Origin of the sequence: Streptomyces sp. NPDC102270, from assembly GCF_044766405.1 — a bacterium.
GTDB lineage: Bacteria > Actinomycetota > Actinomycetes > Streptomycetales > Streptomycetaceae > Streptomyces.
Genome location: NZ_JBIWLX010000009.1, coordinates 1 through 26,503 on the forward strand (window position 1 = coordinate 1; position 26,503 = coordinate 26,503).

A 26,503-nucleotide genomic window follows, 5' to 3' on the forward strand; every position below is an offset into this window, starting at 1 on the left:
CGGCGGCGGTGCGCGTCTGGCGGGAGGAGACCTGGCCGGCGGTCCGTGCGAAGGCGAAGGCCGAGGGCAGCGAGGTGCTCTTCGCCGCCCAGGTCGGCATCCGCTCCGACCAGGCACCGTCGTACCTGGGGCGCCAAGGGGTGCACCCCCCATCGTGCGCCGCTCGGGCAACCGTTTCTCGGCGAACGCGATGTCCGCGATCAGCACGAAGGGGCGGATGCATTTCATGGGGCGCTGTCACGTTGTTGCGGGGGTAGGTGCCTGATGGTGTGGTGCGGCGTGGTGGAGTCGGTTCCGGGCTGTGCTCAGGCGGTAGGGCCGGCGACTCCGGTGATGTGCTCCCAGATTGCGAAGCGGACAGTCATCTCGGCTCGGTAGCCGGAGGCCGTCATCAGATGGCGGCGTGGCCGGAAGTGGGGTGAGATGCCGCTGAACGCGGACAGAAACCGCTGTGCCCCGCCCACGGAGCGGAAGCCTTTCATCGCCCGTTCACGCTGCCTGGTGGGCTGGTGGCTGTTCTCCGCCCGGTAGTCGAGGTACTTCGACTGCCGGTGCTCGACGCAGGGCATAACCTCGCGGTGGGCCGCGCTGTAGGAGCGGAGCTTGTCGGTGACAACCACCCGCGGCACCGCGCCGGTCTTCTTCATCAGCCTGCGGAAGAAACGCCTGGCCGCCGCCTTGTCCCGGTGATTCTGCACCAGGATGTCCAGCACGTTGCCGTCCTGGTCGACGGCCCGCCACAGGTACCGCTGCTCGCCGTTGATCTTGATGAAGACTTCGTCCAGATGCCACTTATCCCCAGGCCGGGGCTGCCGGCGGCGCAGGGCGTTGGCGTACTGCTGCCCGAACTTGCCACACCACCGCCGCACCGTCTCGTAGGAGACGGTCACGCCGCGCTCGAGCATGAGCTCTTCGACCTCGCGGAACGACAGCGCGAAGCGGTGGTACAGCCACACACAGTGGGAGATGACCTCGACCGGCTACCGGTGACCCTTGTACGACGGCGACGCGCTCCCCACGGACGACCCTTCCCAGGTTGATCGACCCGAAGATCATCCCACCGGTCAGCCAACGTGACAGTGCCCTCCGCACCGCTCGTACGGTCGCTCCCCGCCATGCCACGGCCCGTCCCGAAGGTCCACGAATCGCTGCTTCGGCAGGCGTGGGCCGGGGCCTCGTAAGTCTTCCGGGACCGGTTGCTGCTCGGGCTCGCACTGCGCCCGGCGATCGGGAACGTCACCTTCCTCCCTGTGGAGACCGTCCTCGCCCTCTTCGCCCACGACCGCCTCGGCATCGACACCTACGGCTTCGGCCTGCTCCTCACGGCGGAGGCCACCGGCGGCCTGCTCGGTGCAGGCATCGTCTCCTACCTCGGCCGACGACTCGGCACCGGCACCGCGCTGACCTGCACAGCCGCCGTCGAAGGGCTTGCCATCCTGGGCCTGGCCGCTGCCCCCCAACCCGTACGTGGCTGGGCTGGCGCTCGCCGTCTGCGGGGCCGGCATGGGCGCCACGATGGTGCTCGGGCCCTCCCTCCGACAGGCGATCGTCCCGGCCCACCTCATGGGCCGGGTCGCCTCCACCTCCCGCATGCTGGCCATGTGCGCCGCCCCCATCGGGGCCTTCCTCGGCGGCTGGCTGGCCACCACCTACGACATCCGCACCCCGCTCAACGCCGCCGCCGTCCTCCTCCTGGCGATGACGGCCGTCACGGCCACCATGACCAGCAACCGCCGAGTCGATGCGGCGCTGCGGGCCGCCGCCCCGGCCGGCGTTCCGGATCACCCGGCATCCAAAGGTCCCGCCCAGGAGAGTGCACCCGACGTGTTGTGACGCCTGCCGCGAAGGCGTCACAACGCGTCGGGTGCGTCGGGTGCCAGGCCCCCGCGGGGCGCAACGAGTGGCCAGCTCGGTCGGGTGCGCTGGCCATCGCTCCTCGTCGTCCTCGGCGGCGTCCGGGTCCCGGAAGGGGCGCAGGCCCTGGCCGGGACCGCTGGCTTTGATGTTGAACAGGTAGCGGCCCAGGAAGTTGATGTGCCGGTCCTTGAGCAGGGAGAGGCGGGCGACGTCTTCGTCCTTGATGTCGTTGCCCTCGGCACGGAGCCGGGCAACGGCGGCGTCCAGGTAGCGGGTGTTCCACAGGACCACGGCGTTGAGGACCAGGCCGAGAGCAGCGAGCTAATCTTCCTGTCCTTCGCGGGACGCCTGGCGGATCTGGCCGCGGCCGCCGTGGCAGATCGCGCGGGCGAGGCGTTGGCGGGATTCCTGCACGGTGAGCTGCCGGTTCATCAGGCGCCGGTAGGTGTCATCGACCGGGTCTACCAGGGCGAGCAGGTGCATGGTCTTGTCGATGTGCCCGTACTCGGCGAACGCGGCCCCCAGGGGGGTCGGGTGCCCTTCGCGGCCGAACGTCCGCAGCAGGTCGTAGGCCCGGACCTGGTTGGTGATGAGCGACCCGGCCGCCCGGAGCATGTCCGGCCAGGTCGCGGAAGCGTGGGGCGAAGCGGAAGCCGAGCATCTTGTACAGGCCGAACGCCATGTCCGAGTAGGAGGCGTTGTCGGTCGCCACCATCTCCGGGCGCACGCCGCCGTCGAGGTTCAGCAGGGTGTCCAGGGCGTAGAGGCTGTCGCGCGAGGTGCCGCGCACGACCATCGCGCCGAGAGCCGCTGCTACCTGACCCATCAGCCCGAGAGCGTCGTGGTCTGCGAGCGCCTGGACACCGTCCCGATGTGACTCACCCGCGTGGGGAACAACGAGATCGATGCCGAGACCGTCCTGGACCGCTTCACCCACCTCTGGCGTTTCGGCTTGTGACCCTCGTGAGCGGGACCGGCGATCGAGGTGGCGACGGCCGCCGACTCGGCGGTGACTTCGAGCAGAGGGCGAGGCCATGGCTCAGCTGAAGATCGGGACCTGTGCGATCTCCTGCGCCAGGCCTCCCGACGACGAGACCTTGAGCAGGACGGGATCCGACTCGTGTACGACGGCACCGCTCTGCACATGTCCACGGCCGGCGCCCCGGACACCGTGATCGCCCGCGCCGACACCTGCGGGTTCACCACCGAACCGTGGGACATGACCGCGTACCGCGCCAGCATCCACCAGCACGGAGGCGTGGCTGCGCATCCTCAACGATGAGCACGGCGAGCACCTCATCGACGTCTGCCCCTTCTCGGCCCAACGGCCCGCCGTGATCACGTTCACCGCAGGCGGGCACACGGCGGCGTTCCCGGCGATCGCCTGCCCGACTGCACCAGCCGACCGGCGCCCGTCGCGCGGCCGGCATCGAGGGAAGGGCGACGGCCGCGAGTTGACAGAAGAACAGCATCGCGAAGCCGCCGCCAAACTGAGCCGCCTATGGGAGCGGATCGGCTTCGAAACCTTCCAGGACGGTTACCTCGACTGCCACCTGCAGCGGCCCCAGGACCTCCTCGCCGAACGCCAGGAGGAGTTCAACGCGCTGTGCCGCGCCTGGCGGGAGCACCACCAGCCGTAGGGCTCACGACTCATGCCCGGCACGTCAGCCCGGTTCTTGCGATCTGTCGCGGCAAGCTGGAGCCGCGACGGGCTCTGACGGACCGCCAGCGGCGGCCCCGTCCACGGCCCTTGTCTGGGGCCGGCGGGGTCGCGCTTAGGAGGGAGGGGTGGTTGGTGTGCCGCCCGCCGGTGGTTCACATTGGTGTTCATGACGACGAGGGGAACACCGCGGGCAGGAGCGCGTCGCGCGCAACTCCAGCGCATCGCCGGGCGGAGGCGGCAGCCGCGGGGCACGCGAGCGCGGGCACCGTTGGGAGCGCGGCGGCCGGGCCAGCGCGCCGGAGCCGCTGAGCGGCACCGCGCGCTCACCGGCTCGGCTGCGGGCGGCGGATCCCGCTCTGACGAGGTCGGCGGTGGCGCCGAGGGCGCGAGCTGGTGGGCCCGTCTGGAGCGCTCCGTCGGGCTGTTGGCCACAACTGCCTCCCTCGCCGTTGCCGCCTTCGCCTGGGTGTCGATCAGGCAGGTCGACAGCGAGCAGCACATCACGCGGGAAGGACAGATAGCCGACCGGTTCAACGCGGCCGTCGAACACATCGGCGACGACTCCGAGGATGTGCGCCTGGGCGGCGTCTACGCTCTCCAGCGCATCATGCAGGACTCCCCGCGCGACCAGCCCACCGTGATCGACGTCCTGTCCGCCTATATACGCGCGCACGCCCCGAAACCGACGAAGGACGTACCCGCCCCGGCGTCTCCGCACCGGGATGTCGTGGCGGCCCTGTCGGTGTTGGGCGCCAGAGACGGTCGGCATGACGGTACGGCCGTCGTGGACCTCCGGGGGGCGTATCTGCGTCATGTCAATCTCAGTCACGCCGACCTGACGGGAGCGGATCTCCGCCACACCGACCTGCGCGACACGGTCCTCGACGGCGCGGACCTGAGTGAGGCCAACCTGACCGAGGCCCGCCTGAGTGACGCGAGGCTCGCCGACATGGTGATGCACCGAGCGAATTTGACCGGTGCGGAGCTGCGGGATGTCGACGTGATCGGCTCGGACTGGAGCGGGGCGACGCTCACGCTCGCGCATATGCGCGCCGCGTACCTGGACGGTACGGACCTGAGCGGCGCCAAACTGTCGTTCGCGGATCTGCGCGAGGCCGTCATGCCTGTGGTGGATCTCCAGAAGGCCGAGCTCGGACTCACCGATCTGCGGGACGCGATCCTGACGGGTGCGGACCTGCGCAACGCACGGATGAACAAGGCGGACCTGCGTCGTGCGACGCTGGGTGCCGCCGATTTCACTGGAGCGGACATCTCCGAGGTCGATCTGCGGGGCGCGGATCTGGTAGACGTCTCCACTGAGGGCCGTTACAAAAACATGCCGGACACAAGCGTCAACATCACCGTGCAACAACTCCTGTTCGCGAAGCTCGACAAGGACACCCGACTGCCGAAGCGTCTCGCTGCGGACCCAGATGTGAAGAAGGCGACGGCAGGCCCCTAGTGAGCCAGTTTTGAGTTCGCCCATCGCCACTCGAGTCGTCTTCCGTACCGCTTACCGCGCCGGCATTACCAGCACAGAGGTGTGGCTGCGCCTCCTCAACAGCGAGCACGGCGACCCACTCATCGGCGTCTCCCCCTTCTGGGCCCAGCGCCCCGCAGCGATCACGTTCACCGCGGGCGGGCACACGGTGGCGTTCCCGGTGATCGCCTGCCCGACTGCACCAGCCGACCGGCGCCCGTAGCGCGGCCGCCATCGCGGGAATCACGGGCCCGCTGGCGTACGGCAACGATGGCACGACTCTCGCCGAGGCTGCCATGCTGCGGCCGCGGGGGCTCGACTCCTCTGACACCACGCTCAGCCTCGGCCGCGCGGTGTGAGGCCGGGCGGGGCAGGTGGACTGAAGGGAGCCTCGGGTTCCTTAGCGCGAACCCAGCCGTGGGCGCGCATGGTCTCGGCCTCCCAGTCCTCGAACAGTTGAGGGAGGGCCCTCGGGTCACGGTCGGCGTCGCGGTGCCAGCGGATGAAGGCGCGGGCTGCGGGACGGTGCGCTTCGCAGGCCACACAGAGCTCCATCCACACACCGGTCCCGAGTGGGCCGTGCCAGTGAAGCAGGAGATCGACTCCGCAGCGGGAACAGGGCCGGGCCGGCTGTTCCTCGGCGTCGCGCTCGGCAGGGCGCAAACGGGCCAGTTCTGCGTCACTGACGTCGTCGAAGCTGCCGTCAAGGTTGCCGATCCGGCTGAGGGCGTACGAGATATCGCCAGGTGAAGGACATGCAGTCCCCTTCCCGTGGAGCAAGGCGCAGACTTACCTCGCCGGACGAGCAGGCAGTAGCGGAGCCACACGTTCCCACAGGTCATCAGGGACAAGATCAGCAGACACCCAACAGATACTGCCGACACACCACATAACTGCCAAGCCCCACAGCGAACTTCATTCTGAAACGATCAGTTACTGCCCGCCGAGCACCTGGTGGACGCCGGCTACACCTGCCTGCCCCACCTGGAACAAGCCGCCCGTGAACACCAGGTCACCGTCTCCGGGCCGCTGCGCAGCAACCCCACCCGCCAGCACCGCAAGAACGAGGGCTTCGGCCGGGACGACTTCCACATCGACTTCGACCGCCGGCAGGTCACCTGCCCCCAGGGCCAGATCAGCGCGGGCTGGCACGCACCCTACCCGACCTCCTCACCCACCGCCGCCCCGCTGATCGTGGCCAGGTTCACCAAGAGCCAGTGGCGCCCCTGCCCTGCCCGCACCCGCTGCACCACCACCGCCGACAGCGCCCGGACCGTGGGATTTCCCCCACGAGAACTCCGCGACCTGCAACTCCGCGTCCGCGCCGAGCAGCAGACACTCGAGTGGAAGACCCGCTACGCGGTGCGCTCCGGAGTGGAGGGAACCGTCAACGAGTTCGCCCACGGACACGGCATGCGCCGCTGCCGCTACCGAGGACAGGGAAATGCCCACATCCAGCACGTCCTGACGGCCATCGCCGTGAACATCGAGCGCCTCAGCGGACTGGCACCAACCGAGGAAGCACCCACACCCCGCCAGCCGACCGCCTTCCAGAACTACCTCGACCAGCACGAACTACCCCGGCCGAAGTCCTGGCGAACCTCAGGCACTTGATTCGGCAACTCCAAGATCCCCGACAGAGTCGAGCTCACAGCCTGTTCACGAACCCCCGGGTCGTGAGCAACCAGTCGTGGGTGTTGTCCCCGCGGCCTTCCACTGCGATCCGTGTGGGTACACGGAGTACCGGACCACTCACGAGCCAACTCCCAGCCCGACGCGCGTGATGAGGCGGGTCAGTGCCGAGCGGGAAGGTACGGACAGCTTGCGGTAGACCGAGGACAGGTGCGTTTCAACGGTGCGCCGGCTGAGGTGGAGTCGGGCGGCGATGTCCTGGTTGCTCAGACCCTCCGCCAGGAGTCCGGCCACCTCGACCTCACGTGTCGTCAGTTCTGCCAGCTCAGCCGGTACGGCGGGCGCGTTGGACATCACCTGAGGGCGGGTCAACTCGGCAAGGTCCACGAGCAGGCGTGCGCCGCCACCGACGGCGATCCGATGGGCGCGGTGCCACATGGCGGCGGCGCGCGTGCCCTGACCATTGCGCTGTACCAAGGGTGCCGCGCGCAGCAAGGTGTACGCCTCCCACAGGCTCTGGCCGCAGCGGATGTATTGCTCTGCGGCCGCTTCGAGGAGACGAACAGCCTTGTCAGTGTCGCCGCGGTGCTCGGCCAGCGAGGCCTGGGCTCGTAGGGCGCCCGCGCGCTGCCCGTCGAGACCGAGCCGGTCGGCCTCGCGCGTCGCCTGTGCGGCCCAGCGTCCGGCCTGGTCGACGTCACCGGCGGTGAGGGCCGCGCCCGTGAGGGTGTCCAGCTGGCCCGGGCGGATGGACGGTTGCAGCAAGGGAAGTTCACGGCCCCCGCCGGCCGCGATAATGGCCTCTTGAGCGCGGTGCGGGTCGCCGCTCACGAACGCCGCGTGCCCGAGCATGCACCACGCCAGGCTGGCCCACCAGCCCTTGCTCGCGCTGGTCACCCCGACTGCCTCCTCGGCGGTGGTCAGGGCACTGTCGTCCCCGAAGGGACGGCCCAGCAGCAGCACCAGCGTCTTGATGGCGAGGGTGAACCCCAACAGGTCGGGGCTGCCCGCGGCCCGCGCCAGTGTCTCCGCTTCCTCGGCCGCCTCCAGTGCGGACGGCAGGCGGCAGGTGGTGAGGTGGACAAAGGCCTTGCTCGTCAGCAGGTGCGGCAGGACGTGGAGCCGACCACCTCGCCGGGCGATGGCGAGCCCCCGGGTGAAGTGCCGCTCCGCGTCCGCATAGCGCTCCAGCAGGACTTCTGCCCAGGCCAGCCATCCCAGCGACTCACACAGATCCGTGAGGCCGGGGTCGGTCAGCGCATCCACGAGTCGGGACGCGGCGTCGGCGAATCGGGCGGCCGCTTCCGTCTCGCCCTCGTACGCCTCTCCCAGGGCCGCCAGGGCAAGGGCCGCCGCTTCACCCGTGGGGTTGTCGTCGGAGCCTGCGATGGAAACGGCTTCTGCCACATCCGCGCGTGCCTCGGGATACGAGGCGGTCAGCAGGGCGGACATGCCGAGGGCGAGCCTCAGGGAGACTGCCTGCCCGGGTGCGGGGCCCGGTTGGTGGGACAGCTCCCGGAGCAGCAGGGCAGTGGCCTCCGGAGAGTGGCCGAGGTGCCGCTCCATCACTGCGCACTGGGCGATGGCCGCCGTACGGAGGTCGGCATGGTCCTTGCCCGACGCCTCTATCAGGTGGTGCAGCAGGTCCCGGCTCTCTCGGAGGTTCCCGCTGACGCCGAGGGCCTGGGCGCGCGCCAGGACGAGTTCGCCACGCCTTCGGACGTGGTGGGGGGTGTCCGGCATGTGGGCGAGTACGACGTGCAGCAGGTGGGCGGCGGTGGCCGGCGCGGTCGCCACGCATTGCTCGGCGGCCTCCTCCAGCGTGGCCGCGGCCTCGTCATCCCATCCGGTCATCGACCGTTCGACGTGATGGGCCCGCTCGGTGGCGGGAGCACCACGGCGGGCCAGTTCCTGCGCAGCCCGATGATGCAGCTCGGCCCGCCGGCCTCGCTCGGTGTTCTCGTAGAGAAGGGCCCGCACGAGCGGGTGGCGGAATGCCAAGCGGCCGCCCGGCCCGGTGCGCAGCACATCTCGCGCCACCAGTGCGCGGATCTGCTCCCCCACCTCCTCCACCTTCTTGCCGGACAGCCCGATCGATTCGGTCACCATGGCGGGTGTGGTTTGGTCGCCGAGCACTGCCACCGCCTCGGCGACACGGTGCTGTGGCGCGGTCAGCGTGGACAACTCGTCGAGCAGCAGGGCTGCGAGTCCGTTGGGTACTCCGACGGCGTCCGTCGTATCGGAGAGGGCGAGGATGGTGTGCAGAGGCGCTCCGCTCCGGTAGGCGTGCAACAGTGCGAGCAGGTAGAGGGGGTTGCCCTCGCTGGCGGCGTACAGCTGTTGTGCCTGGTACTGGGGGATGTCACGAGCCCACGCACGGAGGGACTCGTCCTCGGGGAGCGGCCCCAGCTCGATGTGGAGTACGTCTCCGCTGTCGGTGCCGCGCGCCAGTGCCGCGGTGAGGGAGGTGGGGGTCTGCCGGATCCGCCGGGCCACGGCCAGGAGGACCCGGCCGCGGGCAGGATGCCGGATCAGGTGATCCACGAGTTCCCGTGACGCGGGGTCCGCCCAGTGCAGGTCATCGATGGCCAACATCAGACCACGCTCGCCCAGGCGTGTGAAGAACGCGGTGATCGCACGATGCAGCCCCAAGCGGGCAGCTGCACCCGAGCCGGACGCCTCGCCCGGGGCCTTCCGGATGCCGTGCAGCACCAGGTCCAATTCGGGGAGGGCAGGGTCAGCGGCCATGATGCCGGGGTCGACATCGGCCAGCGCGTCGGCGAAAGCCTGAAAAGGGAGGTGCTGTTCGTACTCCGTGGCCCGGCCGCGAAGCACGGTGAATCCGGCCTGGCGGGCCGTGGCACAGACCTCGCTGAGCAACCGGCTCTTGCCGATGCCGGGTTCGCCGGCGATGTCGACGACCGCCGGGGCCCCGGGCCGGTCCAGACCCGCGATCAGGGCGTCAAGCCGTGCGAGTTCCACTGATCTGCCCACCAGTTGTGCCACGCGCTCGCCTCCGCCTTGCCCGCACAGTCGATCTCTGCAGTCCCGCCCATCCTAAAAGGGACCACTGACATACATTGCGGACGAAGCTTTGGACGCGGCAGCAAGCCGGGGTAGTCAGAACACCGTTGTGTACTCAGCTCGTTGTGAGATCACAGGACCTCTACCGACGAGTCGGGCGCAGGGCACGGCGCGGATCAGGACTGGCTGAGGGCAAGGTCGAACCCGCTGAGGAATGCGCGAAACGAGGTCAGGGCGTCGATGGCCTCGACGAGGTCCGCCCCCCTGCCGGCCTTGACGTTGCGCAGGCAGTGGGAAGCGGCCGTCTGGACCTGGTTGAGCGCCTCCTGCCAATCGTTGGCGAGCTTGTCAGGCGGGTCACGGAATGCCTTCGCCGCCTTCACGTCATCGAGCACCTGACTACAGCGCGGCGCGATGTCCGCGGCAAATTGTCCACTCACCTCACCCAGGGTTTTCACATCCGTGGCGATGGCGCTCATGTGTTTGTGGCCGCCATCCTTGGCCCAGTCCGCCACCGTCTCCTTGTCCTTGGAGCAGCCGGCGAGGGCGGTGAGCAGCAGAGCTGTGCCTGTCATGACGAGAACACCCCGCACGGCGGGACGGGAGCGGATCGAAAGGTTCATGGCGCATCCTTCTCTTCGTGTGAAACGCTGGACCGTTCGCCAGCCTCGTCGGACGACCGTGCATGCCTCGCCTGTCCGACGTTGCGCGACCTCGCGGCTGAGTCGACTTTCCGGCGATCCGGGCGAGCCTGGGGGCATGTGACGACGGCTGGTCCCCCGAAAAATCGCGACGCTCGTCCCCCTTGGCCTAACCCGAGCGCCTTCGCCGACGCTTCCAGGGCAACGTGCCGCCTCCGGGAAGCCCTCAGGTACTGCCCCCTCCGCACCGACCACCCGCGTCACGCGATTCACGATGATCGCAAGACGCAGCCCCGGATCCATCGGGGAAATTACTGACTCGTGCACGTAGAGGTACTGGGCCCACACCTAATTGCACGGGCCTTGGGGTTAGTTGCTTGTGCCGGTGCGTGGGCGGTCGGGGCAGCCGGGGCAGTTGTCTGTCGGGTAGCCGTTCTCCCGCGCAGCCCCCGGTGGGATCCGAGGTGGCGACCAGGGCTGGCACAGGCGTACGCCTGCCACGGCTGAGTGGCGCACAGATGCTTGAGTGGTACGACTGGATGTCGCCCGTGACACACGTGGCGGCACCTGTTGCGCAGTCGTCGCCGAGCGGCCTTGCACGCCCGGAACGGTTCAGTTCCTGGCGAGCGGAAGTTTGAGGACTCCGCGGTCATGTCCGACGATCAGCTCGGGACCTGCGGTGGCCAGGCAGGTGAGCGCCACCTCCAGGGCGATGTGCTGCACCCCGCCCGTCTCCGGTTCCCATATCCGCAGTCTGCGACTGCTCTTGCTGCCGGTGACCAGGACGGTGCGGCCGTCGGGCAGGGTGGTGCCGGTGATGACCGACGGGCCGGCGGTGCCTGTCGAGACGGGCAGACCGTCGCCGATCGGGGCACCGGTGGCAAGGTCCCACAGCATGACCACGCCGCGGTTGTCTCCGGTGGCCAGCACCGTTCGGTGGTGTGCGGGCACAGCCGCCACCGTTGCCACACGGTGGTCGGCGTCCCTCAGCGCATGTGCGTTCAACTGGACGGCCACGCCTCGTTCCCACGGGTCCTTGACGGCCGGATCCCACACATGAACGCGGCCCCCGCTGTCCGCGGCCGCGATCAGCGTGTGGTCGGCGGAGATCGGGACGGCGGCGATCGACTGGATCGGACTGCCGTAGGGGTTGAGGCGCCCGACGGACTCACCGGTGAGCGGGTCCCACAACCTGACCGCGCCTCGGGGTGTGGCGGTGACGAGCAGGGTCCGACCGTCGGGGACGGTCGCCGTACACATTCCGGTCACCCCACCGGTCCAGTTGCCGACCGGTTCACGAACCGGCTGCCGAGTGAGCGGATTCCACAGGGCGATGGTCCCGGTGTCGCCTCCGCTCGCCAGAAGGATGCGGCCATCGGGCAGAGGCAGCGCGGTCATCGAACGTATGCGGTCAGGATGGCCTGGCAGCGGTTCCTGGACGAGTCGGCCGTCGGCCACACCCCACAAAGACACCACGCCCCTGTCTCCGCCGCCGGCCACGAGAGGTGGCTGACCCGGGCGGGGCACCACCGTCAGCGCGTCGACACCTCGGGGCCCACCGGGCTCGGAATCGGAGAACACCGATATGCGGCCCCAGGATGTGCCGTCGCCCGCGAGCAGGGCGCTCCCGTCCTGTCGGAACCGGGTCGCCACTTCGCGTGTTCGGTCGGCCGCCGGCTCGAACGTGGCGGCCGACCCGTCGGAGGCCGTCCACGTTGCCGTCGGATGGTTCCGAGGGCGCGCACCGTCCGGGGTCTCCGTCAGGCCGTCAGCGATCGTCCATGTCCGCTCGCAGTCCCAGCAGCGGAAGTACCCGGTCAACATCATCAGTTCGCGGGCCCATTCCTGCGCGGCCGGTTGCGGGGTGCCCTTGACCGCGACCATGCCGGCGACCAGGCACAGCACGGCCTGCCCTGGTGCTCCGGAGGGTATTCCCGTCTCCGCGACTTGGCGTGCCACCCGTAGGAAGGGCTCCCAACCCTCCCCCAGCGCCACCTCCCGCAACGTCGCGGCGACCTCGCCCCACGGGTGCTCTCCCTGGCGAACAGGGAGGGGCTCAAGAAGCTGCGGAGCTTCGAAAGGCGGACACACCGGGTCCACAAAGAAGTCGGGGAACTCGGTATCGCTCCCGCACCCGGGACACAACAGCAGGAGGCCGCCTGCCTTGGGATCGAGAAGCCTCCACAGCGCTTCACCCGTATGGTGGCCGGCGAAAGCCACGCAGGAGAGCACAAGGTGGGCGCAGACCGGTGCGGGAGCATTTGCGGCAAGGAGACTACGTGTGGCCGCCCGCTCGGCCAGATGCAGTGCGACGCTGAACCCGGCCTCGAGATCCGCCGGGACGGGAGGCCTGTCCTCCGCGGTCACGATGAATCCCATGTCCACCCAGAAATCCACGGACTGTCCCGGAGGCAGGGCCGCTGCCGCCTCGGCGAGATGCGGCAGGGCCGCGTAGGCCCCATTGGACACGGTTCCGACATCCATCAGGCTGTCGGTCATGTACGTCCAGGCCTGTCGCCATTCATCGCCGGTGCCGGTGGCAGCCGTGGACGCCATCTGCTCCAGGAGCGCTTTCACCTCCTCGGCTGTCACCCCGTCGAGGTCACGCCAACGAGGGCTGTGCAAGGGCAGCTTGGGATTCATGACGCGAGTCTCACAATCAGCGGTGACAAACAGGGGGAGGTGACAAACAAGGGGACAGGGTGGTTGGCAACCCTTTGCTCCCGGCGAAGCACCTGCGGGGGGAGAGAGATGCCGTGGCCCGGCAGAACGCGGTGACGTGCGGTCCGGCACTGTGGCGTATTCGCCCGCCGATCAGCTCGTCAACTGATCGACGACAACCGCCACTGAACCGGGCACGACCCGCTCCAGAACCGGCAGGACAGTGGCCCAGCCTTCGAGAACCACAACCTGTGCAGCAAGCCTCCGGGCGAGGGAGGGCTCGGACAGCTCCGCGAGTGCGGTCAGTGCTCGGGCGCGTGTCGCGCGGTAGACGATGGCGTGGGCGAGGGTCTCGGCGCGGCCCGGATCGCCATACCGCACCAGCTCCCGGACGACCGCGACCAGCGCCTCGCCTTGTGCCCAGCGGTCATCGATCCGGTGGGCGACGGCTTCGGCCCGGATCGCCATACCGGGCCAGCTCCCGGGCTACTTCGATCAGTGCCCTGGCTTGTGCCCCACGGTCGTTGATCGAGTGGGCGAAAGCCTCGCCCGCGTCCGTGTCGCCGCAGCGGGCCAGCTCTCCGACGATCTCCGCCTGCCGCCCCACGCGCAGATCGGGGTCGAGCCGGTCGGCGAGGGATCTCGCCCGCTCCACGTACCCGTGCCGGGCCAACAGGAGTCTCACGGACCTCAGCAGAATGTCGTGATCAAGGCCGCCGCCGGTGTCGAGCAGTGTCTCGGCCCGGCCGGCCGGGGCGAGGGCCACGTCATGGTCGACGGTTTCGGCCACCGCGTCGAGCAGGCATGCCATGTCCCAGACGTCGAGCGGTGAGCCGGGGGAACCTTCTGGCATGCCTGGTGCTCCTTTGGTGAAGCCGGTCCCGGGGCAGTGCGCCCGCAACGGAGGCGCGCTCCCTTCGGAACAGGCCGTATGACATACCAGCAGCTCTCGCCATCGGTCAGCCCGGGCTGTGGTCGTGATGGTCTGGGCCGCCGTCTGCGGCACCCCCCGCGACGGCGGCCTTGTGGAGGCTTTCGATCCGCCAGGCCCCATTGGCGTAGATCTCCTTCCGGGGGAACAGGGCGAGGACGCTGCCGTCAGGTCCCTTCACGGTGATACGTGTTCCCTGGTCCTCGTGCCCCCGCCACTCCACGCTGTCGACGGAGACCTCCTGCCAGCCGAAGGGCCGCAATGTGCGGCCAGTGGCCACCACGACACCGTCCTCGAAACAGTAGAGCCGAGGCGCCGGGCCGCCCGGCCGCCGCAGGTACCGGGGCAGAAACACCATCACCACGCACCACGCGGCCAACATCAGGAAGAGGACGGCACCCGAGAGCCGGAGCCACCGGTAACCCTCGTCAAGGCCGTGCAGGAGACGGAAAACGAGGACCCCGGACCCCGCGGCCACGGGCAGACAGAACACCCACGAGGGTCCGTCGGGCGACTTCTCGGGGCACGCGAAGCCCTCGTAGTGGCCGAAGCCGCGCGCGGCCGCGCTCCCCCACGCATGGTCCAGTTCCCGCACAACACCCCCCGATCGTTCCCGCCCTCCGACAAGCCCCGTGTGATCAGTGTCCCGGCCACGCGGCCGCGAGCCATCCGTGAAACCACGTAACTGCTTCGCCAGGGCTGTGCGCCCGGTCCCGACTGAACCCGCCAAGGACGGAGTCCGCAGCCAACGGGCCGTGAGGCTACGTGGTTTCACGGATGCGCTCCACGAACGCCAGATGTCAGGGTTCGGTGCGTTGTCGGCTTGCTCGGTGAGCCGGCCGCACGGCGCCGGGCGGCCGCGAAGGCGAACGGCGCGCGGTGAGGGGGGAAGCGGTGGCCGGTGTCGACGTCAGCGACAGGACGCTGTGGAGGGTGCCTGGTGGGGGCATCCTCCACCGGAGGCCGGCGATGGCCGACGGCGCCGTGTACGTCCCCGAGGACCTCAGCACTCTGGCAGCGATCGACGCGAGGACCGGAGAGCGGCGTTGGACACTGCGCAACGACTCCACGATCGAGTCATCGCCGGTGGCCGGCACCGGCGTCGTGTGCTTCGCCGACATGGCCGGCTACTTGACGGCGGTGGACGCCACGACCGGCGAGGTGCGCTGGAAGTGGAGAGCGCGCCAGTCGAAGGCCAGGATGAAGACGAACATGTCGACGCCGGCGGTGGCCGGCAACATCGTGTACGCCGCACACGACTGCCGGATGTGGGCGCTGGACGGGCTCACCGGCCGGCCAGTCTGGGACGTCGAGGTGGTGGACCGTCGCACGTTCCTGAATCCACCACCCACGGTGGCCGACGGTGTTCTGTACGCGGCCGGGGGCGGGCACCTGCTGGCGCTGGACAGCGCCACCGGAGCCAGGCGATGGGATGTCGTTCCCCGCTGGGGTGTTCAGCAGACGCCGACGGTAGCCGGCGGAAGCGTGTACGTGGGCAATCGCGAGGGCCTGGTCGTGATGGACGCGGCGACGGGCGAGGAACGCTGGCGGTTGTCCCCGGGAGGGACCGTGTGGGCGAAGCCCGCAGTGGCCGAGGGCATCGTGGTCGCCGGTGTCAGCGGCTGGTACCTGGTCGCGGTGGACGCCGAATCCGGTCGGGAAAAGTGGCGGCTGAAGACCCGCGGTGAGATCCACGCGACGCCGGCAGTCGCCGACGGCACGGTGTACGCAGGCAGCGCTGACGGGCGCCTGTGGGCGGTGGACGCGGCCACGGGCCAGGCACGGTGGAAGGTCAGGACCACAGGGCCGGTGCACTCCACGCCCTTGGTGAGGGGTGACACGGTGTACATCGACAGTCTCGACGAGCACCTCTACGCCGTACGGGCTCACCGGCCGGGCGAAGCCCCTGCCCAGGACAACCGCGCTGCCTTGGCCCCTGCGCTGCGAACGGGCCCCCGTCGAGGATCCGCTCCGGCAGCCCCTGCCCCGATCGGCGGCACCGTGCGCTGGCGAGTGCGGGTCAAGGGTGCGGGACACTTCACGCCGGCTGTCGCCGACGGCGTCGTGTACCTGAGCTCCTATCGCGGCTTGCTGGCACTGGACGCCGCCACAGGCCAGGAACGGTGGAGACTGACGTCCGCCCGCCTGTTCGACTCATCACCGGTGATTGCCGACGGCACCCTGTACGTCGGTAACGGGAGGCACCTGTGGGCCGTGGACGCGGCCACCGGCCATGTGCGGTGGAAGCGTGCGACCGACTATGTGAGAGATACCCGACCGGCGGTGGCCGACGGCACGGTGTACACAGCCGGCCGGAACGGGTTCCTCTGGGCCGTGGACGCGGCCACCGGCCGCAGGCGGTGGAAGCAGCGGCTACGACCGCGCCGACCACGGGCCTACCGCCAGTTCACCTCCCCCACGGTGGCCGACGGCCGGGTCTACGTCAGCTTCCCCGGCGACTCCCTGTGGGCGGTGGACGCCGCCACGGGAAACAGGCTGTGGGGGGTGAAAACCTACTCTCCGCCTTACACCTCACCGGTAGTGGCCGACGGCACCGTCTACGTCGGCGGCGACCGCGGCCTGATCGCGGTGGACGCCGCCAGCGGCGGGAGGCGGTGGCAGCGGTCCTACGGCAGGGACACATGGTCCACGCCGGCGGTCGTCGACGGGACCGTGTACATGGGCAGCAACGGCTGGTACCTGTGGGCCGTCGACGCGGCCACCGGGAAGGAACGCTGGAAGCAGGAGACCGGAGCCGCGCGCGAATCGTCGCCGACGGTGGCGGACGGAACCGTGTACATAGGCAGCGAGGACATGTCGCTCTGGGCCGTCAACGCGGCTACCGGTGAGGAACGTTGGCGGCTGCACGCAGGCGGAAAGGTGAATTCGTCGCCCGTGGTGGCCGACGGAACCGTGTACGTCAGCAGCCAGGACAACTTCCTGTACGCGGTTCACACCTGACGCCCGCGCCCAGAGAACCCGCGAGCACCGCGCGGCGGGGTGGACCGTGGAAAGCTGCGGCTCGGTGAGGGCGATGGCGATCCTGCGGTAACGCCGTGGCCACGAGTGGCCGCGCCACTTTCGTGGGGCTCCGGTGCACTTCTCGTGACACGGTCTCCGACTCGGTGTTGGGCACTGCGACGCTTGAAAGCGCGGGGGTCCGCAGGCGGAGCCATGTAGTCGATCGGCCCAGCACTCGTAGCTCGGCAGACCGTCAGCCTGGCCGTCGCCCGGCCACGACCTTGTCGATCACCTCGACCGGCTCGGCGGCCACAACGTCGCTCGAGAGGAACAGCAGTTCTTCCAGAACATGCACTCTGTGCATCGCCGTCTGGTCTTGCAGCAACGCCCGCACCCTCGACCAGTGCAGGCTCACCTGAACGAATCAGCGACGTCCGCCGACCTCTCTCAGGACGCCCCCACCGAAATGCAGGCCGTGGGCCTCGGTCGTGCCTGCGCCCTCGTCGTGGCAGACCTGGCTTGTGCTGGGGGGGTAGGGCTCCTCCGGACCAAGCCGCAGGCGAACGGTGCGAGTTGGGCCTTCAACACGGTTGCGGGGAACCCGGTGCGGACGAACCAGCCGAAGATGTCGCCGACGATCGACTCGGCGTCGGTGAGGACGGGTTTCCATACGATGCGGGCCGAGGGTATCTCCCCATGACGGGGGATCATCGCAGGAACGTCTGACAGCGTGTCGCCGACGTGTCGTGTCCCTACTGCGTGGTCTGGGTCGAGTCCTTATGCTCCGCCTTTGCGGAGGCGCGGCGCGGCCGAGCGAGACGGCATCGAGCGCATGTGGTCCCGCACCGGCGCAAGCAGGCCGGCGAGAGCTTCGACGTCGTCGCGCGAAAGCGGCTCGAACAGCAGGCCGCTGACCACCCGTTCGTCGTCGGGCGAGGGAGCGCGGACGAGCAGGCCCTGCCTTTCGAGCAGGTCCACCTGGTAGGTCAGGCCGCTGCGGCTGTAGACGACCCCGTCGGCCAGGTCGGTCATGCGTGACTGCCCGTCGGAGAGTCCCCGAGGCGGGCCAGCAGCTGGAACTGCACATAGCTGAGTTTCTCCAGATGTGGTGCCGTCTCGGCGACCAGACGTGAGGAACGACGGGTCAGAGCCGAACGGCGACTACGGAGAAAGTCACGCTCGCCTTCATAGAGGAAGGCGGGGAGGCACGATGCTCAGACGTACCGCGCATGTGCAGGAGCAACCATGGCCGCAACGTAGCACAGGCGCTGCGCGCCGGGCCGGCGTAGCCCTCCAGGGACGCCGCCCAGCCCAGCGTCATGCAGTGGATCGCTCGAGCCAACGGGCGGCAGGTGGCCGTGTACTTGGGCATCCCAACGCAGCGTGCGTCAAACGCCCTTCAGAACACGATCAAGTGCCGCCCGGCCTACAGGTCCCCAGTGCGGCTTGCCGCCGGGAAGACCGCGATCTCCGTTCTGCCCCATCAGCATCAGGAAGAGGCTCTTCATGGCAGCCAGTCCGCGGGCACGCCGGATCGCCGCCTCGTCGGCCTGCGCATACATGTCGAAGAACCGTGAGGCCGTGCCCGCGGGGAGCAGCACCCAAGCGGCGGCGAGGTCCCACGCCGGATCACCGGCGAACATGTCGCCGAAGTCGACGACCCCGGAGAGCGTTCCGTCCGATACGACGACGTTCGCCGGATGGAGGTCGCCGTGCACCCACACTCGTGGACTGTCCCACCCCGGAGCCGCAACGGCCTCGCCCCAGACGGCCCGGACGTCGGCGGCGATGTCGCGATCGAGAGCCACGGCCTGGAGGAAGTTCTCAAAGCCGTCCGTGCAGTTCTTGGGATGGGCACCGCGGTCCGCGGCGATCGGCGCCTCGGGGGGCGCCTCCACGTGGAGCGCCTGAAGGAAGCCCGCCAACGCGCCGGCGGCATGGTCGCCTCGGCTGATCGAGACCTGGTCCAGCGGCTCACCGGAGACCCAGGTCATCACGGTCCAGTGCTTGGGGAACCGCTCGGACGGGTCGCCGAATCGCACCGGGGTCGGAACCGGGAGCGGCAGGCGCGGGGCCAGCACGGGGAGCCACCGCCGCTCCTTGAGCTGGAGCTCCGGGGTGGGGTCCATACGCTGCATGCGCACGGCCAGCTCGTCCCCGAGACGCCACATTTGGTTGCCCCATCCGCCGGCCACCTCACGGATGGCCAGGCCCGCGAGGTCTGGATGTTGCTCCTGCAGGAGGTTGCGAACCAGGTCGGCGGTGATCTCGATGGCGGTCATGCCACGTCACAGTACCGAGGAGGCGGGCGCGGATTCACCTGATATCGACTGCGTCCTCGAAGAACGGCTTCGTCATGCCTGTCGGCTCGGGGGCCGGGTACACGGAGCGTCCACGCAACGTTTGGTGGGCCTAGGGGAGGAAGTCGGACAGTGGCGGTGAAGGTGATGAGGTGGGCGCACTCGTTCCCCATGTGCGAAGGAGTGCGCCCATCGGACGGGAGTGGACCCGCAGCCGTCTTGAGTCCCTGCCTTGGACCGCTGCCGAACCGGACATGGTGGACTCCATCGTGCTGGCGCTGTCCGAGCTGATCACCAATGCGCACATCCACGCGCACAGCGACGCACACCTGGTCCTCACCTGGGACGGTGACTGTCTTCAGGTAAGCGTCCACGACGAGGACTCGTCGCTGCCACGGCAGCGCGAACCGGACCAGGGCGCGGTCTCCGGCCGCAGAGTGTCCATCGTGCGCAAGCTCGCCGACGGGTGGGGAATGAGGTGCCAGCGGCACGGTAAGACGGTGAGGGCTTGCTTCCGTCCCGCCAACCCTGCTGCCGCCACCGACCGTAACGACAGCCTCAGTTGAATTCTGTTCACCGGTCGAGCCGGTTGTGGAGGGCAGCTTCATGTATCTGGCACGAGGATCAAGTGACGACCCGTACGCCTGGCTCTGGACCCTTGGGGCTGTCGCACTGTACGCGCTGATCAGCTATGGGCTGACCTACCGGGCCCGAGTCCGGCGCGGTTCCGCCCATCCAGCTCGTGACGCCGTGCATGATCTCAAGGACCGAGAGGAGCCCCAACCGCCCAAGCAGCGCTTCGTCAGTCGCGTGCTCATGTTCTGCGGCGCGGGATTCACCGGTCTGGCCGCGGCTCTGACCAGCGGGTCCGTACGGACCGTGACAGCCGGGCTTACGGCCTGCACGGCGGTTGCGGTGTGGGCGTACTACGACTATCGCACGGAGAGGCGCGCTCCGAGCAGCGATGGGGCGGCGCCAGGGAGTACTCGGACGGGCAGGCCCTGACGCACACCCCTGACTCGTGAGGCGTGACCGGACTTCTGGGGGCAGTGGGACTGTGTCGACCTCGACGCTCCGAAACGGCGGGCGTCGGGGCGCCGGCAGCCGTGTTCAGCTTGTACGACGGCCGGGATCACCGACACTGCTCCGGCTCAGAACGCCGTGCAGTTCACAAACCCCTCCTGCTCCCCATCGCACCTCGTGGCGGCGGGGCGGGGAGGAGGGTTCCCGACGCAGCGCTACCGTCATGAGGTGACAGGAATCAACGCAGACCGGCGGTGGTCCGAGTCCATGCCGGTCGCCTACGAGCAGTACCTCGTGCCGGTGGTCTTCCGGCCCTTCGCCGAGGACCTGGCCGCCCGGGCGGCGGCGCTCAGTCCTGGCCGGGTCCTCGAACTGGCCGCGGGCACTGGCGCGTTGACGTCGGTCCTGCTCTCAGCGGCGCCCTCGGTCGAGCTGACGGCCACGGATCTGAACGAGGCCATGGTCACGTTCGGGTCGGCCCGGGCCCCGGGCGCGGTGTGGCGGCAGGCAGACGCGCAGCGGCTACCGTTCCCGGACGGAGGCTTCGATCTGGTGGTCTGCCAGTTCGGCGTGATGTTCTTTCCCGACCGTGTCGCGGCCTTCAGCGAGATCCGCCGGGTGCTGGCGCCGGACGGCCGGTTCCTGTTCAACACCTGGGGCCCTCTCGTGACGCACGCTTTCGAAGTCGCGCTGCAGGCCGGGCTGGAGCGGGCCTTTCCCGTCGACCCGCCGCAGTTCTTTCCGACGTTTCCGCACGGTTACTGCGATCCCGCTGTCGTGGCCGCTGATCTGGCGGCCGCCGGTTTCGCTGTCGAGGACGAGCAGGAGTTTGACACTTCAGGGCCGGGCCGCGTCGACCGCCGACCTCGCCACCGGGTACCTCACCGGTACACCGGTGCGCGCGGCCGTTGAGGAGCGCGGCGGCGGACCGGCCGTCCGGGCCACCGTCATCGAGGAGATGACGGCCCGCTTGGGTCCGGGGCCGGTTACCGCCCCGATGACGGCGTACGTCTTCCGCGCCGCGGCCTGAAGGCAGGTCGCCCGCACTCAGGTCCCGGATGTCCGCATGGCTGATGACGTCCACCCGCTCGGCGACATCACGGCACGTCTCCGGCCACTCCGGCACCGGACTGGGCCCGTGACCCCGGCTGTCACACGTCCGGTGCCGGAGTCAGCGCGTCGATCACCTCGCTCAGTTGTTGGCGAGGCAACCCGGTGAGCTCGGGGTATGCGCCACGGAGCCGTCCACCTCAAGCCGGTCACCTTTACTTCAGGTTCATCTATCCCGTCCGTGCGCATCCGGGTGAGGAAGGTATTGCGTGGATGCTGCTCGGCCTGCTTGCCGGCGCGGTCGCCAAGCTTCTGCTTCCCGGCAAGGACCCGGGCGGAATCATCATCACTATGCTGATCGGCATCGTCGGCGGCCTGCTCGGGGGTTGGCTCGGCAAGGTGATCCTCGGTGTCGACTCGATCGACGGTTTCTTCGACCTGTCGACCTGGACAGCCGCCATCGTCGGCTCCCTGATCCTGCTCGTGCTGTACCGAGTGGTCACCGGTAACCGACGTTCCCACCGCCACGGCTGATGTGCGGACCTCGGCCGGCCTTCTGTTGAACGGCAGGCCGGCCGAGGCGCGTACGGCCGTCCGTCACGAACGGGGCACCTTCGCTGTGACAGGCGCCTCGAATCACCCGCTCATCGTCCGTCCCCGGCCGGCGGCCGTTCTGGTCTGAACAGCGGAGTCGCTCCTACCATTTCTGCCATGGACACCTCATTACGCGAGAGTGATGGACCGTCATGACTACCGCTCTCGACTCCCCCACCGCTTCCTTACCCGAACCCACATCCCCTCCGAAAGCCGACGTCCGGCGCGGCTGGGAGGTGTGGAAGTCCCCCGCGGACCAGCCACGTTGGGCACGTCCGGCACTTCAGGCCGTCGCCGCCCTGGCCGCCCTGCTCTACTCCTGGAACATCACGACCAGCGGATACGCCCCGTTCTACGCCGTCGCCGCCCGCAGCATGTCGGAGAGCTGGAAGGCGTTCTTCTACGGCGCGCTGGACCCGGGCGCCACCCTCACCATCGACAAGCTCGCCGGGTTCCGGTGGCCGCATGCGCTCTCCGCCCGCGTCTTCGGCTTCCACGCATGGTCGCTGACGCTCCCCCAGGTCGTCGAGGGCGTGGTCACGGTGCTCATCACCTACCGCGTGGTGCGGCGCTGGTCCGGTCCCGTACCGGGTCTCCTCGCCGCCGGCATCATGACGCTGATCCCCGTGCTGGCGTCGATGTTCGGGCACTCGATGGAGGACGGCGCGCTGACCATGTGCCTGGTCCTGGCCGCCGACGCCTGCCAGCGGGCCGTGCTCGGTGCCAGACTGCTGCTTGCTGCTGGCGGCCGGTGCCTGGATCGGGGTGGGCTTCCAGACCAAGATGCTGCAGGCCTGGGTGGTCCTGCCGGCCCTCGCCGGTGTGCGCTCCTGGGTGAAGACCGCCTGTACCGCCGTACCGGCCACGGCGTGCGGCGGGAACAGTGCGGACACGCAGGGCACCCTCGACCGGTATGACGGTTGACACACGCCCGCACCAGGCGTGCGGCCGGTACGCGCCGCACGCCTGAAAGAGCCTCTCACCGGGTTCCGTCCCTGACGTTCGCGACGCTGGAACCCGGCCCCCGCGGCAAGGCCAAGGGAGTGAGTGGGTGCGAACATGCCGCTACCAGGACTGCCAGTTCAGTGTCCGCGGCAACACCCGCTCGGCGCCGGTCCACTTCAACGGGCGTCAGATGCGGGTGCTGCTGCACGCGAACGAGCTGATCATCCGCAGCCTGCCTGACCCCTGGCGCAGTTGCCGCCGCCCTCACTCAGTTCCGCCTTGAGCCTCTTGCGCCCCCTGTTCTCACATCCTGAAGTTGCAGGCCTCGGGGTTGGTATGGCTGGTCATGGGCGTGCTCGTGCCGACCGGTGGCGTGTTCGATGGCAGGTGATCTTCCGGTCATGGAGGGATTCGCCTGAACTGGGGCCGCGGGGCGTCCGTGGCGTCTACTGCCCACGGGAGCAAGGCAGTTCACAGGATGGGGACGAGGCGGAGGGTGGCCGCGGTGCTGACGCGGCGGGTCGTGCCGCCCGGCTGCGCAAGGAACTCGCGAAGGCGGAAGCCGAAGCGGCCAGCCTGGCGGCGGCCGCAGCAGGCCGCTGCACGGCGCGAGGCACACCAGCGTCCCCGTCGGCGGCAGAACCCGTCGGAGAGGCGCCGGAGCGGATCGCCGCCGAGGTGGCGCCGCAGCGCACTCGAAACACGCTGCACACACGTGTCCTGCCTCACTATCGAGGCCGCTGAGCAACCCTTGCGGAGCGGAAATCCTCTCCTCGGGGTGAAGATTCCGAAGAGACGGCCTCGCCTACTCATACTCCTGACCCTGGCCGTGGTGGCGGCCGTGACGGTGTCCGCCGCCATGGCCATCCAGGCGAACAAGATGAAGACGCTCTCCCCGCACGAGGAACGTGACCGGGTCGCGTCCGGAGCAGTCGTACCGTCGGGGCAGGTGGACTGCCGGAAGGTCAAGTGCATCGCGCTCACCTTCGACGGCAACCCGGGCCAACCCACCGACCGACTGATGGACCTCCTGAAGGAGTACAAGGCGCCATCGACGTTCTTCCTCGAGGGCCGGCGCATCCACAAGTTCCCGGATGTGGTGCGGCGGATCGCCACGGACGGCCACGAGATCGGGGACCACACCTGGACGCACGCGGTGCTGACCGATGTCTCTGACGCGCAGATCCGCGACGAGCTGCGCCGCACGGCACGGGCCATCTTCGGCATCACCGGCAGCGAGCCGACGCTGATGCGCCCGCCCCAGGGCCGCACCGACGACCGCGTCTCCAAGGTCTCGAAAGAGCTGGGGATGGCGCAGGTGCTGTGGACGGTGACCGCGAAGGACTACGAGACGGACGACACCGCGCTGATCACCAAGCGCGTGCTCGCGGGCGCCGACCGCGACGGGATCATCCTGCTCCACCCGCTGCACAAAGGCACCGTGCCGGCCATGCCTTCCATCCTGAAGGCGCTCAGGAAGCAGGGCTACACCTTCGTGACCGTCTCCCAGCTGCTCGCTCCGGCCAAGGCCCAGCCCGGCAAGATCTACAAGTGACAGACCGACACGCGAAACGGCCGCCTTCCTGGGCCCTTGCCACGGGAGCGGCGGCCACGGTTTCGCCGAGCTCCGGTGACTCGTTCGGCCTCCCACTTCAGCTGTGGACGTTCGTGGGGAGGCTTGTGCTGGCCGACGGCGGGATCGGCAGCAAAACCGCTCAGTCGGTCAGTGGTGTGCAGTGCACGTTGTTCGCTCCCCCGCTCTGCCCGGAGATCCGTCCCCAGTAGCTCACGCAGTGCCCGGGGTGGCCGATGTACACCGGACCGGCGTAGGTCTTGTAGAAACCGTCATCGAACTCGGGGTCGACGTCCTGGGCGTCCGTGACCGCCGCCAGCATGGACACGGCGGTGCCGGAACGGGCGCGCACGGTCACCACGCAGTCCTGTCCCGTGGACGGGTTGTACGTCAGGTAGACCGTGCCCGCCGTACCGACCGGTGCCGAGTCGACCACCGTGTATCCCGCCCCGCAGACACCGTTGTACTTCGCCAGGGGTGTCGCCGCCCCTGCCTGCGGTGCGACGGCCCCCATGGCGCCGACCACGGCGGCCGTGACCGCTGCGACCGCTGCGGCACGCTGAATGATGTTCATGTGAATCCCCCGTTTCGTCGACAGCTCCAACAGCTTGTCGACTTCGAAGGGTTTGACCGTCGTCACGCGACCAGCGTTGTAGGCCACCGGCACCGGTTACCGACTCCGGACACGGAACGAACGGGTCCGTGGCCGTCTCTCCTCAAGAGCCATCGGCAAACAGCCCGACCTCTTCTACGGGACGGTTCCGCGTACGCGGCAGCCCCGACTGGCGGTTTCCGCAGGCACAGCAAGTGGCGTTCGAAGACCGGCCGGACAACTTCCACTGAAAACTGGATTCTGACGGAAATTCAGCATGACAGGTGCATGGCGGACAGTGATTGCAGGGGCATACCATCGCAACGCCCCGGAGGGGCGGTCGACGGCGCGTCCGGCCCCCACCGGACAGCCCGTGCCGCTCCTTCGCGTACCCGGCCCCGCCGGGGCCGGATTCCCCCCACGGATGAAGGAGCAGCAATGCCCCTCGGCACTTGGCTCAAGGCAGGCACTTCCGCCACAGCACTCGTCCTCGCCATGGCGGGCGCCGCGACCGCCGCTCCCGCTCCCGCTCCCGCGGGTGAATCGCCCGCCGCGCAGGCGGCAGCGGTGACCCTTCGCTACGACGACAGTCGCGCCGCAGGGTGGGAGGCCGCGATCGCGGCCGGAGTCGCCTCGTGGAACGCGAACGTGAGCAACGTCCATCTGGTGGAAGCGGCGTCCGGCACAGTGGCCGAGATCGTGATCGTCGCCACCACGGGCTGGCCGCAGGCCACGCTCGGTCCCGTTCGTCCGGGCCGTCAGGTCCGCGTCGAGCTCGGCAGCCAGGCCGTGGACCAGGGCTACGACAAGACCCGGATCGCCGCTCATGAGCTGGGGCACAGCCTCGGCCTGCCGGACACCAAGCCCGGGCCCTGCTCACAGCTGATGTCGGGGTCGAGCGCCGGCACGGCCTGCACCAACGCCACGCCGAACGCCACCGAGCGCTCCCGCGTACAGTCGGCCTACGCAAGCGGAGTCGCAGCGCTCGCGCACACTGACGGCCGGATGCTCATCGACGCGCCCTGACCACACGGCCATCAAGCGGACGTGCTCCCCGGGGATCTCGACGAGATCCCCGGGACGTAGTGAACAGCCCTTGCCCGGCGGTGGTGGGTTCATGCGGATCTCCAGTGAGGCATGACCGTTGCCCCTCCGGACACGACGCCGGTCAGAGCACCGCGCAGACCTTCCCGGCCGAGGAACCGCCGATGAGCGCGCTCACCGCACCACCGGAGCAGCCGCCGGCCGCTCCGCCCGCCACCGGCCCCAGGACTCCGTCGAGCAACGTCCTCGCGACGGCGGCACTTGCCACAGCACCGAAGAGGCTGTCGAGGCCCGGTGGGATCGGCCTGGTCGACGGGGCCCCACAGCGCACGCTCGATCCGTCACGTGCACGTGGGTCAGGTGAGGGTTGCTACCTGTCCTTCTTGAGCTTGCGCTCCCGCCACATCCACACCGAGCCGCTGATGGCGATGATCATGATGACGCCGGTGGGCCAGAGCGGCCCGGCTCACGGCCCCCAGGGGGAAAGAAGGACCGCTCGGCCTCAGCTCAGTCCGCTCGGAGGGGAGCAGAG

The 26,503-nt window shown here is 69.1% G+C and carries 25 protein-coding genes and 4 pseudogenes; 15 read left to right on the top strand and 14 right to left on the bottom strand.

Features of this window, described 5'->3' with window-relative positions; genetic code table 11:
• Positions 1-229, top strand: a pseudogene (locus ACIRP7_RS19525) (IS630 family transposase); the annotation flags it as partial.
• Between the two features lie 76 nt (positions 230-305).
• Here ACIRP7_RS19525 and ACIRP7_RS19530 read toward each other — a convergent pair.
• On the bottom strand, positions 306-968 hold the full coding sequence (locus ACIRP7_RS19530) for an IS6 family transposase (protein WP_403661735.1): 663 nt from the start codon (positions 966-968) through the stop codon (positions 306-308).
• Between the two features lie 117 nt (positions 969-1,085).
• Between ACIRP7_RS19530 and ACIRP7_RS19535 the strand changes: the two are divergent.
• Positions 1,086-1,833, top strand: a pseudogene (locus ACIRP7_RS19535) (MFS transporter); the annotation flags it as partial.
• Between the two features lie 111 nt (positions 1,834-1,944).
• Here ACIRP7_RS19535 and ACIRP7_RS19540 read toward each other — a convergent pair.
• Positions 1,945-2,671: pseudogene (locus tag ACIRP7_RS19540) on the bottom strand (Tn3 family transposase); the annotation flags it as partial.
• 306 nt (positions 2,672-2,977) lie between these two features.
• On the opposite strand from ACIRP7_RS19540, the gene ACIRP7_RS19545 reads away from it, so the two are divergent.
• The 4 genes from ACIRP7_RS19545 to ACIRP7_RS19560 all read left to right on the top strand — a co-directional run bounded on the left by ACIRP7_RS19545 (position 2,978) and on the right by ACIRP7_RS19560 (position 5,223).
• Positions 2,978-3,139 carry a hypothetical protein gene (locus tag ACIRP7_RS19545; RefSeq protein ID WP_403660724.1) on the top strand — a complete coding sequence of 54 codons (162 nt, stop codon included), beginning with the start codon at positions 2,978-2,980 and terminating at the stop codon, positions 3,137-3,139.
• Positions 3,140-3,191: 52 nt separating this feature from the next.
• On the top strand, positions 3,192-3,497 hold the full coding sequence (locus ACIRP7_RS19550; protein ID WP_403660727.1) for a hypothetical protein: 306 nt from the start codon (positions 3,192-3,194) through the stop codon (positions 3,495-3,497).
• A gap of 189 nt (positions 3,498-3,686) precedes the next feature.
• Positions 3,687-4,982, top strand: coding sequence for a pentapeptide repeat-containing protein (locus tag ACIRP7_RS19555; protein ID WP_403660731.1), 1,296 nt, complete (start codon positions 3,687-3,689; stop codon positions 4,980-4,982).
• A gap of 10 nt (positions 4,983-4,992) precedes the next feature.
• Positions 4,993-5,223 carry a hypothetical protein gene (locus ACIRP7_RS19560; protein ID WP_403660734.1) on the top strand — a complete coding sequence of 77 codons (231 nt, stop codon included), beginning with the start codon at positions 4,993-4,995 and terminating at the stop codon, positions 5,221-5,223.
• Between the two features lie 113 nt (positions 5,224-5,336).
• Here ACIRP7_RS19560 and ACIRP7_RS19565 read toward each other — a convergent pair whose 3' ends face one another.
• Entirely contained in the window at positions 5,337-5,663 is a 327-nt protein-coding gene (locus ACIRP7_RS19565) for a DUF6300 family protein (RefSeq protein WP_403660737.1), read from the bottom strand.
• Between ACIRP7_RS19565 and ACIRP7_RS19570 the strand changes: the two genes are divergently transcribed.
• Positions 5,586-5,750 carry a hypothetical protein gene (locus tag ACIRP7_RS19570; protein WP_403661802.1) on the top strand — a complete coding sequence of 55 codons (165 nt, stop codon included), beginning with the start codon at positions 5,586-5,588 and terminating at the stop codon, positions 5,748-5,750. The genes ACIRP7_RS19565 and ACIRP7_RS19570 overlap by 78 nt on opposite strands.
• Before the next feature lie 204 nt (positions 5,751-5,954).
• Positions 5,955-6,614, top strand: a complete 660-nt coding sequence (locus tag ACIRP7_RS19575) for a transposase (RefSeq protein WP_403660740.1) — start codon at positions 5,955-5,957, stop codon at positions 6,612-6,614.
• 138 nt (positions 6,615-6,752) lie between these two features.
• On the opposite strand, the gene ACIRP7_RS19580 is transcribed toward ACIRP7_RS19575, so the two are convergent.
• The 6 genes from ACIRP7_RS19580 to ACIRP7_RS19605 form a co-directional block, all read right to left on the bottom strand.
• Positions 6,753-9,638, bottom strand: coding sequence for an AAA family ATPase (locus tag ACIRP7_RS19580; RefSeq protein WP_403660743.1), 2,886 nt, complete (start codon positions 9,636-9,638; stop codon positions 6,753-6,755).
• Positions 9,639-9,832: 194 nt separating this feature from the next.
• A complete protein-coding gene (locus ACIRP7_RS19585; protein WP_403660746.1) occupies positions 9,833-10,279 on the bottom strand; it encodes a hypothetical protein in 447 nt (148 codons plus the stop codon).
• Between the two features lie 630 nt (positions 10,280-10,909).
• Positions 10,910-12,940: a WD40 repeat domain-containing protein gene (locus ACIRP7_RS19590; protein WP_403660749.1), complete on the bottom strand. Its 2,031-nt coding sequence runs from the start codon at positions 12,938-12,940 to the stop codon at positions 10,910-10,912.
• A gap of 171 nt (positions 12,941-13,111) precedes the next feature.
• Complete coding sequence (locus tag ACIRP7_RS19595) at positions 13,112-13,426, bottom strand: hypothetical protein (RefSeq protein ID WP_403660755.1); 315 nt, start codon at positions 13,424-13,426, stop codon at positions 13,112-13,114.
• A complete protein-coding gene (locus tag ACIRP7_RS19600) occupies positions 13,386-13,811 on the bottom strand; it encodes a hypothetical protein (RefSeq protein WP_403660758.1) in 426 nt (141 codons plus the stop codon). The genes ACIRP7_RS19595 and ACIRP7_RS19600 overlap by 41 nt, the downstream gene beginning before the upstream one ends.
• 106 nt (positions 13,812-13,917) lie before the next feature.
• Positions 13,918-14,484, bottom strand: coding sequence for a hypothetical protein (locus ACIRP7_RS19605; RefSeq protein ID WP_403660761.1), 567 nt, complete (start codon positions 14,482-14,484; stop codon positions 13,918-13,920).
• 299 nt (positions 14,485-14,783) lie between these two features.
• Here ACIRP7_RS19605 and ACIRP7_RS19610 point away from each other — a divergent pair, with 299 nt between their 5' ends.
• Positions 14,784-16,850, top strand: a complete 2,067-nt coding sequence (locus ACIRP7_RS19610; protein WP_403660764.1) for a PQQ-binding-like beta-propeller repeat protein — start codon at positions 14,784-14,786, stop codon at positions 16,848-16,850.
• 253 nt (positions 16,851-17,103) lie between these two features.
• Here ACIRP7_RS19610 and ACIRP7_RS19615 read toward each other — a convergent pair whose 3' ends face one another.
• From ACIRP7_RS19615 to ACIRP7_RS19625, 3 genes are all read right to left on the bottom strand, one after another.
• Positions 17,104-17,235 (bottom strand): hypothetical protein, encoded by a 132-nt coding sequence (locus tag ACIRP7_RS19615; protein WP_403660767.1) that lies wholly within the window; start codon positions 17,233-17,235, stop codon positions 17,104-17,106.
• Between the two features lie 392 nt (positions 17,236-17,627).
• Positions 17,628-17,882 (bottom strand): MarR family transcriptional regulator, encoded by a 255-nt coding sequence (locus tag ACIRP7_RS19620; RefSeq protein WP_403660770.1) that lies wholly within the window; start codon positions 17,880-17,882, stop codon positions 17,628-17,630.
• A gap of 356 nt (positions 17,883-18,238) precedes the next feature.
• Positions 18,239-19,132 (bottom strand): aminoglycoside phosphotransferase family protein, encoded by an 894-nt coding sequence (locus tag ACIRP7_RS19625; RefSeq protein ID WP_403660773.1) that lies wholly within the window; start codon positions 19,130-19,132, stop codon positions 18,239-18,241.
• Between the two features lie 272 nt (positions 19,133-19,404).
• On the opposite strand from ACIRP7_RS19625, the gene ACIRP7_RS19630 reads away from it, so the two are divergent.
• The 5 genes and pseudogenes from ACIRP7_RS19630 to ACIRP7_RS19650 all read left to right on the top strand — a co-directional run bounded on the left by ACIRP7_RS19630 (position 19,405) and on the right by ACIRP7_RS19650 (position 24,317).
• Entirely contained in the window at positions 19,405-19,716 is a 312-nt protein-coding gene (locus ACIRP7_RS19630; RefSeq protein WP_403660776.1) for an ATP-binding protein, read from the top strand.
• 724 nt (positions 19,717-20,440) lie between these two features.
• A pseudogene (locus tag ACIRP7_RS19635) lies at positions 20,441-21,203 on the top strand (class I SAM-dependent methyltransferase).
• A gap of 293 nt (positions 21,204-21,496) precedes the next feature.
• Entirely contained in the window at positions 21,497-21,757 is a 261-nt protein-coding gene (locus tag ACIRP7_RS19640; RefSeq protein ID WP_403660779.1) for a GlsB/YeaQ/YmgE family stress response membrane protein, read from the top strand.
• A gap of 212 nt (positions 21,758-21,969) precedes the next feature.
• A complete protein-coding gene (locus tag ACIRP7_RS19645) occupies positions 21,970-22,734 on the top strand; it encodes an ArnT family glycosyltransferase (RefSeq protein WP_403660782.1) in 765 nt (254 codons plus the stop codon).
• A gap of 806 nt (positions 22,735-23,540) precedes the next feature.
• Positions 23,541-24,317, top strand: a complete 777-nt coding sequence (locus ACIRP7_RS19650; RefSeq protein ID WP_403660784.1) for a polysaccharide deacetylase family protein — start codon at positions 23,541-23,543, stop codon at positions 24,315-24,317.
• Between the two features lie 160 nt (positions 24,318-24,477).
• Here the strand turns inward: ACIRP7_RS19650 and ACIRP7_RS19655 are convergent, their stop codons facing one another.
• The gene (locus ACIRP7_RS19655) at positions 24,478-24,975 is read right to left on the bottom strand and encodes a spore-associated protein (RefSeq protein ID WP_403660787.1); all 498 of its coding nucleotides are present in this window, start codon (positions 24,973-24,975) and stop codon (positions 24,478-24,480) included.
• Between the two features lie 390 nt (positions 24,976-25,365).
• Between ACIRP7_RS19655 and ACIRP7_RS19660 the strand changes: the two genes are divergently transcribed.
• A complete protein-coding gene (locus tag ACIRP7_RS19660) occupies positions 25,366-25,953 on the top strand; it encodes a snapalysin family zinc-dependent metalloprotease (RefSeq protein ID WP_403660790.1) in 588 nt (195 codons plus the stop codon).
• A 142-nt stretch (positions 25,954-26,095) separates the two neighbouring features.
• Here ACIRP7_RS19660 and ACIRP7_RS19665 read toward each other — a convergent pair whose 3' ends face one another.
• Complete coding sequence (locus tag ACIRP7_RS19665) at positions 26,096-26,239, bottom strand: hypothetical protein (RefSeq protein ID WP_403660793.1); 144 nt, start codon at positions 26,237-26,239, stop codon at positions 26,096-26,098.
• Positions 26,240-26,503: the final 264 nt, after the last annotated feature.